At 41.0% G+C, this 14085-nt stretch carries 10 protein-coding genes; 1 reads left to right on the top strand and 9 read right to left on the bottom strand.

Going from position 1 to position 14085, the window contains the following annotated elements; genetic code table 11:
- Nucleotides 1-5: 5 nt before the first annotated feature.
- From WKR92_RS11620 to susR, 3 genes are all read right to left on the bottom strand, one after another.
- Entirely contained in the window at nucleotides 6-1520 is a 1515-nt protein-coding gene (locus WKR92_RS11620) for a RagB/SusD family nutrient uptake outer membrane protein (protein ID WP_375558002.1), read from the bottom strand.
- An 11-nt stretch (nucleotides 1521-1531) separates the two neighbouring features.
- The gene (locus WKR92_RS11615; protein WP_375558001.1) at nucleotides 1532-4510 is read right to left on the bottom strand and encodes a SusC/RagA family TonB-linked outer membrane protein; all 2979 of its coding nucleotides are present in this window, start codon (nucleotides 4508-4510) and stop codon (nucleotides 1532-1534) included.
- 149 nt (nucleotides 4511-4659) lie between these two features.
- Complete coding sequence (susR, locus tag WKR92_RS11610) at nucleotides 4660-6363, bottom strand: SusR family glycan utilization regulator (protein WP_375558000.1); 1704 nt, start codon at nucleotides 6361-6363, stop codon at nucleotides 4660-4662.
- Here susR and WKR92_RS11605 point away from each other — a divergent pair.
- On the top strand, nucleotides 6362-6892 hold the full coding sequence (locus WKR92_RS11605; RefSeq protein WP_375557999.1) for a DinB family protein: 531 nt from the start codon (nucleotides 6362-6364) through the stop codon (nucleotides 6890-6892). The two genes, susR and WKR92_RS11605, sit on opposite strands and share 2 nt — an antisense overlap.
- A 10-nt stretch (nucleotides 6893-6902) precedes the next feature.
- Here the strand turns inward: WKR92_RS11605 and WKR92_RS11600 are convergent, their stop codons facing one another.
- The 6 genes from WKR92_RS11600 to WKR92_RS11575 all read right to left on the bottom strand — a co-directional run bounded on the left by WKR92_RS11600 (nucleotide 6903) and on the right by WKR92_RS11575 (nucleotide 14059).
- Nucleotides 6903-8261 carry a sulfatase family protein gene (locus WKR92_RS11600; protein WP_375557998.1) on the bottom strand — a complete coding sequence of 453 codons (1359 nt, stop codon included), beginning with the start codon at nucleotides 8259-8261 and terminating at the stop codon, nucleotides 6903-6905.
- A gap of 96 nt (nucleotides 8262-8357) precedes the next feature.
- Nucleotides 8358-9836 (bottom strand): sodium/proline symporter PutP, encoded by a 1479-nt coding sequence (putP, locus tag WKR92_RS11595; protein ID WP_375557997.1) that lies wholly within the window; start codon nucleotides 9834-9836, stop codon nucleotides 8358-8360.
- 218 nt (nucleotides 9837-10054) lie between these two features.
- Entirely contained in the window at nucleotides 10055-11092 is a 1038-nt protein-coding gene (locus WKR92_RS11590) for a threonine aldolase family protein (protein ID WP_375557996.1), read from the bottom strand.
- An 87-nt stretch (nucleotides 11093-11179) separates the two neighbouring features.
- Entirely contained in the window at nucleotides 11180-11593 is a 414-nt protein-coding gene (locus WKR92_RS11585; RefSeq protein WP_375557995.1) for a DoxX family protein, read from the bottom strand.
- An 85-nt stretch (nucleotides 11594-11678) separates the two neighbouring features.
- Nucleotides 11679-12851 (bottom strand): MFS transporter, encoded by a 1173-nt coding sequence (locus WKR92_RS11580; protein ID WP_375557994.1) that lies wholly within the window; start codon nucleotides 12849-12851, stop codon nucleotides 11679-11681.
- 101 nt (nucleotides 12852-12952) lie between these two features.
- Nucleotides 12953-14059 carry a redoxin domain-containing protein gene (locus tag WKR92_RS11575; protein ID WP_375557993.1) on the bottom strand — a complete coding sequence of 369 codons (1107 nt, stop codon included), beginning with the start codon at nucleotides 14057-14059 and terminating at the stop codon, nucleotides 12953-12955.
- Nucleotides 14060-14085: the final 26 nt, after the last annotated feature.

The raw sequence follows: 14085 nt of genomic DNA, 5'->3' as shown, positions 1-14085 counted from the left end.
TCATATTAATAACCAGGATTTTGAACTAAATTCGGGTTTTGATCAATTACCGCTTGTGGTATTGGCAAACGGTATGAATTTGAATTAAATGGATAAGCCAAAGGTTTTCTACCTGAATCTTTGGCAAAAACTGCATTCATGACTTCTTCTACTTTATCTAAACGAACAAGATCAAACCATCGTTGGCCTTCAAATGCCAGTTCAAGTCGACGTTCTTTCAATAATGCATCGATCATCGCATCTTGGCTAGCCTTGGTCGAATTACTTAAGCCGTCTAATCCCGCACGCAACCTTACCTGGTCAATAATATTAGCAGCTTCATTCAAATCGCCTTCCATAATCAAGGCTTCCGCTTTCAATAATAATATATCTGCAAAACGATACTTGATAATGCTGCTATTAGCCGATCTTAACTTATACATAAATGGATAGTGAGACGAGGGATAATAGTTACTCCAAGTTGTTTCATAATATACAATCGACTCGTTATAACGCTCCTCATCACCTTCAGATTCAAATGCTCTGATCAGATCCCGAGACGGTGTAACCCATTTTGCCCAGGTAAAGTTACTATCCCAATTAACTAAATCTCGGCCAAACATCCAGGTAGCCCAATTGCCGCTTCCCGGATAAAAATGAGCTTCTAAAATTGCCTCTTTTGTATTTCTTGCTTTAGCATCCGTCCCAGTTTCGTTCATTCCAAACAAATCGTTAAAATCTTCAACAAGACCAAAGCCGTCTGCGGCGACTTCATTACAATATTGGATTACCTTAGCATAATCACGTAGTGGCTTTTCAGCGTATATTTTCGCTAAAAGAGTGCGGGCTACCGATTTCGAAAAACGGGTTTTGTCTGTCGGATCGTTTTCCGGCGCATCCGGCAGCGCCTCTAATAAGTCCTTCTCGATTTGCTTGTACACCTCTATTTCAGGACTCTGTTCTGGAAAATAATCGTCGTACACGTCTTCGATTGTCTCTGATGTAATATCACCTGCCTCAGTGATAATAATGGGAATGTCTCCCCACAGGCGCACCATATCAAAATACACCATCGCACGGAATATTTTAGCTTCCGCTTTATATCGCGCACGCTCTTGTGTAGTTAGAGACGCATCTTCTACTGAATCGATATTGACAATCAGTTTGTTTGCACGGGCAATATCTTCCATGTATCGGTTCCAGTCGCGGTCGACAACCGAATTCGAGCCCTCTATTGCGTTGTTTTCGAAGGGTACCACCTCAGCACCTGTTGTTCCTGCATATGCATTATCCGCATGAGCTTCGGCAATTAACAATAAGTCGAGATACCAATGCTCCTGACGATCTCTCATCTGATCATATATGGTTGTCAAATGGCTTTGTACGGCAGCTTTGTCTTTGAATGCTACTTCGTCATTCTCTTCGTCCACCCCTTCGGTGATATCGGAATACGTGTCGACCGGCTCATAGGTTAATGAACACGAATTTAGCGTCAAGAAGAGGCCTAAACACGCATATAATAATATATCTTTTGCTTTCATCTCTTTAAGTTTTAAAATTCCAGATTAACACCAATCACAAACGAACGGCTGTGAGGGTATGTACCCCAATCGATTCCTTGTACGGCACCACTGTTACCCCACTGGTTCACTTCCGGATCCATACCGGTATAGTTTGTCCAGGTTAGCAGATTACTAGCAGAAATATAAGGTTGCAATCTACTAATACCCATTTGCTTTAATTTTGCACCCGTTACATTATAAGACAGCGATACGTTTTTCACGCGTAGGTAACTTCCATCTTCAATAAAATAACTTGAGTTTTTGATGTTGAATCCTGCTTTCGGAACATCGGTTATCTGGCCTGGTATTTTCCATCTGTCCAAAACACGTGTTGATTGATTTTTCCCGTCGTACATCCCTTCAGTCTCTATTCGGGATGCATTGAATATATCATTGCCATAAGAACCTTGTAAAAACACGCTCAGGTTAAAGTTTTTCCAAGAAAAATTATTGGTCAAACCGAACGTAAATGAAGGGTTAGGATCTCCAATATAGGTTCTGTCTGACGAAGAAATTTTACCATCGGCATTCAAGTCGCGATACATCAATTCACCAGTTTCGGGGTCTACACCATCGCTAATATAACCGTAGAAGCCACTTAACGGTCGTCCTGGTTCATTCCGTACCACAGTTTCATTAACCACATCGGAAGTAACCGCAGTATTATAAATTTTCTGCATTTCCAGACTTTCCAGGGTATTTTTGTTAAAGGAAATATTAAAGTTGGTTTCCCAACCCAAACTTTCATCATAGCCCATTACGTTTCGACTCGTTACAAATAGCTCAACACCGCGGTTTGTCATTTCTCCTTCGTTACGCACAATATTATTTGCTTGTGCAGCACCTGCGGGTAAAGAAACATACATCAGCATATCTGTTGTACGTTTATAGTAATAATCCAAGTTGACCGTCAATCGGCTATTCAATGCAGTTAGGTCCAAGCCGACATTCGTTTGCGTTGTTGTCTCCCACTGCAAGTCTTTCGTTCTTAAATTAGCTTGAGAGATGGTCGGCACAGCATTCTCCTGACCTTCTTCAAACCACTCGATCCGGTTGATATTATATCGTTGCAGATAAGCGTAATCACCAATTCCCGACTGGTTACCGGTCTGCCCCCAACCACCACGAATTTTCAAATCATCTAACCAATCAGCTCCGTCCATAAACGACTCAGACGAAATTCTCCATGCAGCCGACACGGAAGGGAATGTTCCCCAACGGTGGTCCGGATGAAGTTTTGATGAACCATCCATACGCACGTTCGCTGTTACCAGATATTTGCTGTCGTAATTATACGCTACCCGACCAAAATAGGACATGATGCCCCATTCTGACGCGCCGGATCCGGTACCGGTCCATGAAATTTTATTCGCCGCATTCAGCGTTTGAATCGACCCATTTCTATAATGAGAGCCGTTAATCCAATTGTTCGTATAATCTGAACTTGTCCATGAAGTTCCTCCCATCGCTTCTATGCCATGTTTGTCATAGTTCTCTGTATAAGTGAGGACGTTATCGAACACCAATACGGTATTCATATTTCTAGAATCTGACCCTTCACCAAACTGATTTCTTCCCCAGGCTGTTGAGATGGGATCAAGGAAAGATGTTATAATGGCATTTCGGCGATCGAGCGTAAACGCAGATTTGTAAACCAACTGAGGAATAAAGGTCATTTCTGCACTAGCAGAAGCCAACAATCGGTTTTCTCGCGATTTATTATTCGCGTTCCTCGCCATATTTTCCAATGGATGGGTAATGTTATTTATACCGTAAAAATTGTTGTAATATTGGTCAGGATTCTCCGGGTTCCATATCGGCGCATAGGTAGGTGTGTTGATAACCGACAGTATAACGCCACCTCGATTTGCGCCCAATCCAGTTGTTATACCATTATTTGAATAGTCAGAATAGGTTATGTTAGCGTTCATTTTCAACCAACTTCTTACCTGATTTTCGACATTGGCCCTAAAATTATAACGCTTGTAAAAAGCGGTACTTAGAATACCTTTTTCGTCGAGATAACTACCAGAAAGGAGGTATTTAGTTTTGTCTGTACCACCCGATATCGATAATTGATGGCTATGAAGATTGCCTGTAGAATAGGTTTCATCAAACCAGTCGGTCTCATCCTGAAGGTCATCTGGCAGTGAAATTAAGCCGATTTCGTCTTGTAACTCTTTATACTGAGCAACATTTAAGGGCGTAATTTCATTTGATACACGATTTTGCGTGTACTGACTGTGAACTGAGATCTTAGCTTCTCCGGCTTTTCCGGTTTTCGTGGTAATCAAAACAACCCCATTGGCTGCCCGTGATCCGTAGATGGATGCTGATGAAGCATCCTTCAGAATCTGCATATCTTGAATCTCATTTGGGGATAGGAAGTTAATATTATCAACCGGCACACCGTCAACCACATAAAGCGGGTCATTACTTCCATTAAAGGAAGTCGTACCACGTATACGGATAGAAGTTTCACCGCCTGGCGCACCGTTCGGCTGAATAACAGAAACTCCGGCGGCCTTCCCTTGAATAGCCTGTGCCGCAGAAACAATTGGACGTTCCTCCAAGTCCTTCAAGGAAACACTAGAGATTGCCGTAGTTACATCCTTTCGTTTGACTGAGCCATAGCCGATTACCACCACATCTTCCATCATGTTGTTAGCTGGGCTCAATTGAACATCGAGTTTTTCGTTAGTGATTTCGATCTCCTGGCTTGTATAGCCGATATAGGAAACGGTTAAAACGGCGGAACTCGGCAGATTAGATAATAAATAATGACCATTCTCGTCGGTCATCGTCCCTAAGGAAGTACCTTTGACGCCAATCGACACGCCGTATAGCGCCTCTCCAGTACTTGCGTCTGTCACATAACCTTCCACCCTCGCTGCGTTCTGGGCGAAAGTTAGTACAGGGATTGTTAGCGTTAAGAACAAGCATAGCGCTCGCCAATAACTTCTCTTCATTGTAAAAAGATCCATATGTATTGAATTAGTTTATATCAGATATAACAAATATACTCAGCCCCTGTCCGGGTAGCAATGAAACCAGAATGGTTAGGCGGAATAGGTCGTGATAGAAAAACACAACCTATTAATTAACAATAAATTAACGATTATTTATCCCCGAAAAAAGTACCTATTTTTTGTACCTTTTGTTCCAGTTCATCACGAGAATCGGCGGCTTTGTTACGTATTTTGGTTCGGTAATTATATACGGTCCGCAACGAATAACGCAAAAATGTCGAAATCTTAACGCTGTCGGTTATCCCCAACCGGATCAATGCAAAAATGCGCAACTCGGTATTGAGTAACTCACCCTGTTTCGGCAACACCGCTTCGTCGGGTGCAAGCAGCTTATTAAACTCTTCTACAAACTCTGGATAAAGACTCAAGAATATTTCATCAAAGTTTTTATAAAGTTCTTCAAGCTCCGTTTGTGCCAAGTTTGTTGACTTCAAATCTTTAATTAATGCGTCATGCTGATTGGTAATGGCCTTTTTATATAATGTATTCCTGAAACTTTCGATTTTTTCAATATAAGATGAACAAACATAAAAGAAGTGTGCTATATATTCCTGTTTGATATGGTTAGCCTCTCCGAGCATATGATTGGTGTTCTTTAAGTCTTCATTTAAGTCAACCAACTGCTTATTGGTCGAAGCTAATTCCTTACGGATGTTTGACAATCGCTTCATCTGCTGATAGATATAGGCAATGCCTACCATCAGAATCAAAGAAAGAACGCTAATCAGTATAAGATACTTCCGTAAAGTCGACTTCTTATAGTTCTCCTTTTCCTGAAAAGAGGCATTGATAATCGGATAAAAAGATGAGTTTTCAACCGTTCGGTAACGTACGCCACAAAATATCGCGTCGTTTATCGCTGCCTCCATAAACAGATAGGCTTTATCTATATTTCCTTGTTCGTAATAACAGAGTGCTAATGCCTGCAGGGAGGCATTGTCTTTTATCGAGTGCTTGATATCCGTGATGGCCGAAAGCGCTAGAAACTTTTCTTGTAATTCGGGATCGCCTTCTTCCTTATAGATGATCCCCAGAAAATAGGCTATAGTAGCATATTCTGGATTCTTTGGATCCACCTCTTCCAGTAGGGATAAGAAACGAGCCTTGGCTTCATCTGATTGCCCGCCATACAGCATTTTCGTGGCCGATGATATCCTATACAGCATACTATTTTTAGGCATTACGGCCAAGACTGAATCGCGGTACAACTCACTACGATGGAAAAAGCTGGTCGTCTTACTACTCTGACCATAATGACTATAAAATGCACTATATGCGCGATAATATTGACCTCTTAATGTATCGTCTAGGCTTGCGGAGTTAATATCATCCAAGAGCCCTTTCGACTCAATATAAAGTCCCATCGTGGAGTATGCAGTAGCTAATTGGATGGACGCTGCATTGGTTAACATGATGTTATTCATTTTTTCCGCGAGTTCGGCACTCTTTAAAATATAGCGAACAGCAGAATCCAGAATGTATTTACTGTAGGCATTTCCTATCTTTTTACTGATTTCATACTGATCAGCGAGGGAAAGATTTGGTTTCGCTGCTTCTTTCTTCAGGTTAAATAATTGCCGTTCTTTCTGACGTTCATAGTTCTCTCTATTGTCCATAGCCACCGCCAATTGTTCGACAATATCGTCTGCGACAAGCTGAGCAGATGAGTTAAACGAACAAAACAGCAGGAAAACAATAAAAAGAACAGCCTTCATAAAGACAAAGATAGAAAACACCGGTGTAATAGTCTCGCCAAATAAATGTACTTTTACATTAACAAATTCAATGACCATGAAAACACTTAAATCAGTATTAACCGCACTTATTGTTTGCTGTGTATTCTTTTCGGCACAAGCACAAACTCAAATTGATGAAATTGTGAAAGACTGGGAAAGAGCAAAGGCGTATACGCAAGAATATCTTGAAGCAATGCCTGAATCGGGGTATGATTTGAAACCAACCGAAGAGATACGATCATTTGCAGAGCAAATGTTACACATTAATGATGCTAACTATGCTTTCGTATCAGCAGCAAGCGGTCAGCCTGTACCCGAAGGTTTGGGGCAGTCAGAAAAGACTGATGACAAATCTAAAGAGAATGTCACTCAGTTGGTTTTAGCAGGCTATGATTATGCTATTAATAGCATAAAGAAAATGAGCCCTGCGGAATTAAAGGAAAACACAACGCTGTTCGGTCGTTTTGAAATGACAAAAGAAGCGGCCATCAAGAAGGCTTTTGAACATCAAACCCATCACCGTGGACAAACAACGATATACTTACGATTGGCTGATGTAAAACCGCCTGCTGAAAAACTATTTTAAGACGATGTATCTATTGTCGGTGTACATCAGCAGCCCATTCGTCGTAGAGAGCACTTAGCTCGGCTACGCGCTGCGGATATTGATGAGCGAGGTTTTTGGTCTCACCTAGATCTTCTTTAAGGTTGACAAGAAAAAAGTCTTGTTCATCCAGTTCTTCCTTCGCTGCAAAGGTAGGATATCTCAATAGTTTCCAATCGCCTTGACGAACTGCCCATTTAGGTTTTTCTTTTGTTCCGCCACTACGCCAAAAGAATACATCATGTTTAGTAACTGCACCCGCATCCTCAATAATAGAAACGAGGCTCTTTCCGTCTAATCGACGATCAGGCAGGTCAATATTACAGAGCTCAGCTAAAGTGGGATACCAATCGATATTGGCTGCAAATTGATTACGTACCTGGTTTGCTTCGATCTTTTTTGGCCAACTAATAATGGCAGGGACACGGGTCCCTCCTTCGAACAGACTAAATTTTGAGCCGCGCAATCCATGGGCGGAACCACCACCTCCAAAGCCGCGTTCTTCTTCCGAGAAACCATGATCAGATTGAAAAACAATGATGGTGTTATCGTACAACCCTAAGTCTTTCAGTTGACGAACAACCTCTCCTATTTTCTCATCCATCGTGGTTACAAATGCTGCGTACATATCCCTTGGTGAAGCTAGACCTTTATCTTTATAATAATCTAACCACTTCTTTTCACCCTGTAATGGATAATGGGGCATATTAATAGCAAAGTATATAAAGAATGGATTATTTTGATTTTCCTCTATAAAGTTGTTTGTTTCACGTACCATTAGATCCGGGAAGTACGTTCCGTCTTCATAAATTTCTTTTCCATTGCACCATAGGTCGTGTCGATTTGGCCCATCCCAATAGAAAAAATGTGAGTAATTATCAATACAACCACCCATAAACCCGTATGAATAATCAAAACCCTGACCATTGGGCATGGTCTCCGGCGTAAAACCAACATGCCATTTGCCTATATGAGCCGTTTTATAACCCGCGTCTCGAAAAAGTTCGCCCATGGTATACTGATCAGACGGCATCCCGTCCACCCCCTTATGAGACGATGCATTGCCCGCTAAACCCGCCCGTTGTGGATAGCGTCCGGTTAATAAAGATGCGCGCGATGGGGAACAAACAGGAGCAGCTGCATAGAACTGAGTAAAACGAATACCATCTGCACCTAAGCTATCTAACACCGGTGTGTAAAGATCTTTCCCTCCAAAAGAATTAATATCGGTCCATCCCTGATCGTCAGAATAAATAACAATGACATTGGGGCGACCTTCAGATTGCGCATACAAGCAGGGGGTCACAAAAAAACAAAGTAAGCCAAGGAGGAAAAAAGATATGGTTTTCATAAGGTTCGTTTTCACAAACTTACTAATTTTTAGATTACGATGCCTTTCCCCAATTGGGCTCCTCGCCTACGATTGATTATCTACGATCAAAGATAACTAATAGTCGTCTCTATATACTTGCTGAACCTCTTCAAACTCTTTCTCGATCGCTTTGCTTGGGCGTTTATCTATTTTGGAAACGATAAAAATAGCTAAAGAAGACAAAGCAAACCCCGGAATCATGGAATACATATCACTAAACGGATGCTCCCAGTACGTCCAAAGTAGTACAACCAATCCACCAAGCACCATACCCGCTATTGCACCATTTCGAGTAGTACCTTTCCAGAGTAAAGAAAATAGGATTACCGGCCCAAAGGCAGAACCAAAGCCAGCCCATGCGTGTCCTACCAGCTCGAGAATCGTATCTTCAGGGTTTAGAGACAATGCTAAAGCTACAATCGCAACCAAAAGTACAGACAAGCGGCTCACTAGCAATAGTTCTTTCCCAGAAGCCTCGCGACGAAAGAAACTTTTATAGAAGTCTTCCGTTACTGAACTTGAAGACACCAACAATTGCGAAGAAATCGTACTCATGACCGCAGCCAAGATGGCGGAAAGTAAAAACCCTCCTATAAACGGATGGAAAAGTTCACTAGAAAAAAAGATGAAAATAGTCTCCGGGTCTGCAATTGATTGTCCTGTTTTTTCCAGATAGGCGATACCAACTAAACCTACTGACAACGCGCCACATACTGTTATGATCATCCAACTAATGCCAATTTTTTTCGCTGTACGTACTTGCTTCACAGTATCAATGGCCATGAAACGAGCCAAAATATGTGGTTGGCCACAATAACCCAACCCCCATGCTAACAACGAGATAATACCAACCCATGTTGTTCCATGAAACATATTTAAGTGACCGGGATTTATAGTCTCTATGGCATCAAAAGTAGCAGACACGCCTCCTAGTTCAAGAAACACAACGACGGGTACCGCAATTATCGCGATCATCATAATCGTCCCCTGAACAAAATCAGTTAAACTAACCGCAAGAAAACCACCCATGAAGGTATACAATATAACTACTGAGCTAGTAATCCATAGTCCCATAGAATAATCGGTATTGAAAGCAGATTCAAACAACTTGCCGCCCGCAACCATACCGGCAGATGTATAGAGTGTAAAGAATACTAGAATCACTAGGCCTGAGATTAACCGTAGCAAATGTCTATGATCGTGAAAACGATTTTCGAAATAATCGGGAATCGTAAGCGCATTACCGGCCTTTTCCGTATAGATTCGAAATTTAGGAGCGACCAGGACGTAGTTGAGATAAGCTCCCGTAGTCAAACCAATTGCAATCCAGCTAGCCGACAATCCGGAAACAAACATTGCGCCTGGCATCCCCATCAGCAGCCATCCGCTCATATCAGAAGCTCCTGCCGACAACGCAGTTACCGCAGGTCCCATTTTTCGACCACCCAGTAAAAACTCATCCACATTACTTGTTGATTTACGATAAGAATACCAGCCGATTCCGATCATCAACATTAAATACGCACTTATAGAAATGATTTGATAGATATCCATTTAGATTTGGTTTTTTTGGATTCGAAAAACGGCAAAACTATAAAAAATATAATGAACCGCAACAGAAATAGACCATTTCTTTCGATCTTCGCATTACAAACCGATAAGAATACTTCTAATTATGATCGATTTTCAGCTTTATGACACGTTTTATATCTTCACATATGAAGATTTAGCTTTCCTATGCATTATTTTTGCGACTCTGATCGTCTTTCCCTTTATATTTTATCGGAAAAGGAGGAAAAATCGGCAATAAATACATCAACAGCCTCTTCTTTAGTTGCCCATGATGTAATAAGTCGCACAGCAGAGTGTTGATCATCTATCGCTGCCCACTCGTAAAATAGATATTTTTGACTTAAGCTATCGATTAACAATCTTGGCAATATGGGGAATATTTGATTCGTGGTAGATTCCGTCAGAAACGAATAACCTTTCTCACGAAGAGCAACAGAAATTTTCATTGCCATGTTATTAGCATGATTTCCTAATTTGAAATACAAATCATCTCTGAACAGCTCAAGGAATTGGATACCCAGAACCCTGCCCTTCGCTAATAAAGCACCTTTTTGCTTTAAGAGATAATCAAACTCCGGTGCTACCTGAGGTTGATTAAATATAACTGCCTCTCCTAACAAGGCTCCATTCTTTGTTCCTCCAATGTAAAATACATCTGTGAGTCGAGCTATATCTGCGAGACTCAAATCATTATCTTCCGCAGTCAATGCTTGCCCTAATCTTGCTCCATCCATAAACAACCACAGATTATTTAGCTTGCAAAACTGCGATAGCTCTTCCAATTCATTTTTATGATAAATGGTCCCAATTTCCGTGGAATTAGATATATATACCATCTTAGGCTTTACCACATGGGGTCGTAACGAATATTCATTTAAGATGTTTGAGATATCATGAGGTCTTAACTTCCCGTCATCCGTATCGACGGTGATGATCCGGTGACCAGTTGCCTCAATGGCACCGGTTTCATGTGAATAAATATGTCCGGTGGTCGCACTGATAACCGCCTCGTGAGCTTTTAACAGAATAGATATAACCAAAAGATTCGTTTGTGTTCCACCTGACACAAAATAGACAGATGCTTCGGGATTGTTTAGTTTTTGTTTAATTAAATTCTTTGCCTCTGCGGAGTACTCGTCTTCACCATAGCCGTCCTGTTGAACCTCATTCGTCTCCAATAGTTTTTTTAGGATAGCCGGGTGAGCTCCTTCGGAATAGTCGTTTTTAAAATTGTACATACTTTTGCGCGCCGATCAACTTATGCCACAGCGGTAACGCTAAAAGTAATAAATTTTCGCAGTTAGATCTATAGAAAACATGCAAAACTAAAGCCTAGCTTCAATCATTCTATCCAATGAATACTTCCCACTTCCCGTGATCAAGAGCACCAAGTAGACAAGCAGATAGTGTAATCCCATTTCTTGTTTTATAAAGGGATCATTCGCATGGAAAACAAAAACAGCCACGACCATAGCAATGATCAAGGGGATAACTGCGATTCTAGTTCCTAACCCGAACAGAATCAAGACTGAACATCCAATTTCAGCGAAAATTGCCAATGCTAAAGTCAATTCAGCACCTAAACCCATAAAGTCCATAAATTGAACTGGCTGCTCGTTAAACAGAGCTATTTTAGATAGACCGTGCGTTAACATTAATAAAGAAATAGCTACGCGAGCTATCAATATGGCGATATCGATGCTTTGAGTAGAGCGATTGATACTAAAAATTGTTTTCATTAGTGGTATTTTAAATTAATAAACTTACCTGCAAATTTCCAAAAACAACTTTCTTTTGTCGTTCACATAAGTTAAGAAAGACCAATTATCGTAAGCGATGTCGTTCATAGATCTTTCTCGAACTAAACACATATAAAAGAAGACCGATAAGACATAATAGAGCTGTAACGAGATACATGTTTTCAAAACCCCATTCGGAAGCAAGGCTAGCGCCGACTAGCATGCCAATACCAATACCCAGATCAAAGCCTGTTAAATAGGTAGAATTCGCCGTCCCCCGTTTAGAGGCCGGTGCCATATCAATATAGATCGTTTGTAATGCAGGCAACAAGGTCCCATAGCCGACACCTATAAAGAATGCAGAAATATTAAAAGCATAAACCGTATGAATCAAGGCGAACGATACGAAGGATAGGGTTACCACGGCCACGGCAAAAATAATCACCCGATGAATATGCCCTTTATCAACTAATTTGCCAGAAGCGACTCTAGAAACAATGATTCCAGCAGCCAAGAACAGAAAAAAGAGACCAGCATTTTGCAATCCAGACTCGATGCCATATAAAACTGCATAAGCTGCCAATGTACCCCAACCGAATGTGATGAATATCTGGTTGAATAAAATAGGAATACCTTTAACAAGTAAAAAACGGTCTAAAGAAATCGGCTGCTTCTTTTCTACAAGAATTCGTTTTGGAACCTTAATAAAAAGAACAACCAAAATAGCCAGAGCACCCAATAGCAGTGCTACCGAAATCAGATATGAAAAACCTCGCTCTTCATAGATCTCTATAGCAAAAAAAGGTGCGATAGCCATTGCCAAATTCATATTGACCCCAAAATATCCGATCCCCTCAGCTCTTCGTTTAGGTGGAATAATGTCAATAGCGACTGTATTAGAAGAAACGGTCGCCAGCCCCCAGAACAGACCATGGACAAACCGTAAAACAATAAAGAAACCAACAGTTATAGCAAAGTAATACCCGAAGAAAATAGCCATAAAGCATGTTATACCAACTAGATATAACATCTTCCGAGGATATAGATCAACCAAAAAGCCCGAAAATGGCCTTATCAACAATAGCGCGAACGCATAAGAAGATAAGATAATACCCATTTTCGAGCTTTCGATATGCAACACCTCTGTCAAGTACAACGGAATGGTAGGCATTAATAAATTAAATGAACATGCCGTCAGAAAGTTCGCGATACAGGCGATAATAAAGTTCTTATTCCATAAAACTTCCTTTTGTTCCATAAAAAATGTAGATGCGATTATTCGTAATGAGTTTACAAGTTACGATATAATATTGTTTAACCCAGAACGTACTACAATAATAGCAACTCCACCGTCGTCAATTACAGATTTTTCTCTAAAAACTGTTTCAGTGCGGGGCCTCGAAGATTTTTACCGACAATCTTCCCATCCGGATCAATCATAAACGATGCAGGTATCGCAGTGATATTATACAGTTGTCCCGCTTCACTATCCCACATTTTCAGATCAGAAATCTGAGTCCAATCCAATTTGTCATCTTCGATAGCTTTGAGCCACGCATCGCGGTCACGATCTAATGAAACTCCTAACACCGTAAACCCTTTGTCCTTAAAACGATGGTACTGTTCCACAATATTAGGGTTTTCTTGGCGACATGGTCCGCACCAAGCTGCCCAGAAATCTAAGAGTACATACTGACCTCTCAAATCACTTAACTTGACTTCCTCTCCATCGGGTGTCAACGAACCAAAGTCGGGTGCCATCTGACCAATGCTTAGTGGTTTGATCTGTTCCATGTGTGTGACAAAAGACTGCACAGCTTCGTTGTTCGGGAAAAGATCCTTCGCTTCTTCAGCATAAGCTACCAAAGCTTGTTCTTGGCCTGTCGGGTCAACGGTATACAGAATCAACATTCCATAGAATCCCGCTAGGTTATCTTTATTGTCTATGGAAAACTGAACAACTTGCCCAGACAAATCAGCAATAAATTGTTCACTTTTCGCCATCAAATCACTTTGAACGACAGCAGCCTCTTCACCACTGTTCATCCGCTGCTCAAACTCCTCACCCAAAGCGGTCTGTTGCTGCTGAAACGTTTCTCGCACAGCGTCTAGCTCCTTCAGCTTTGCGGAAATTTTCGACCCGCTAATCTCATAGTCACTTGGCTTTTTCAAATCTACTTCAAATTTCACAGCCTCTCCGTTTTCCAAAACCAACATATACGGTCGTTCACCAATCAACAGTGTATACAAACCCGGATCTGGCGTGGTGCCTTCAAAATAAAAGTCATTATTAGCATCCAGGGCTACATTCTCAAGCTGAGTCTCACCTTCATATAGAACGATGTTGCTTACATCTCCGGCATTTTCAACATGACCTGCTATTGTGAATTTCGTATCATCAACGGCATTACATGATGTAAGGAAAATAAGAACAAAGATTTTCGTTAATATCAATCCGATTTTCATAGTATTTCAAATTTAATTTCTAATAA

It is taken from the genome of Albibacterium profundi, from assembly GCF_042159835.1.
Lineage (GTDB): Bacteria > Bacteroidota > Bacteroidia > Sphingobacteriales > Sphingobacteriaceae > Albibacterium > Albibacterium profundi.
Note: the sequence above shows the minus strand (reverse complement) of the source record. Positions and strands in the feature narration are given on the sequence as shown.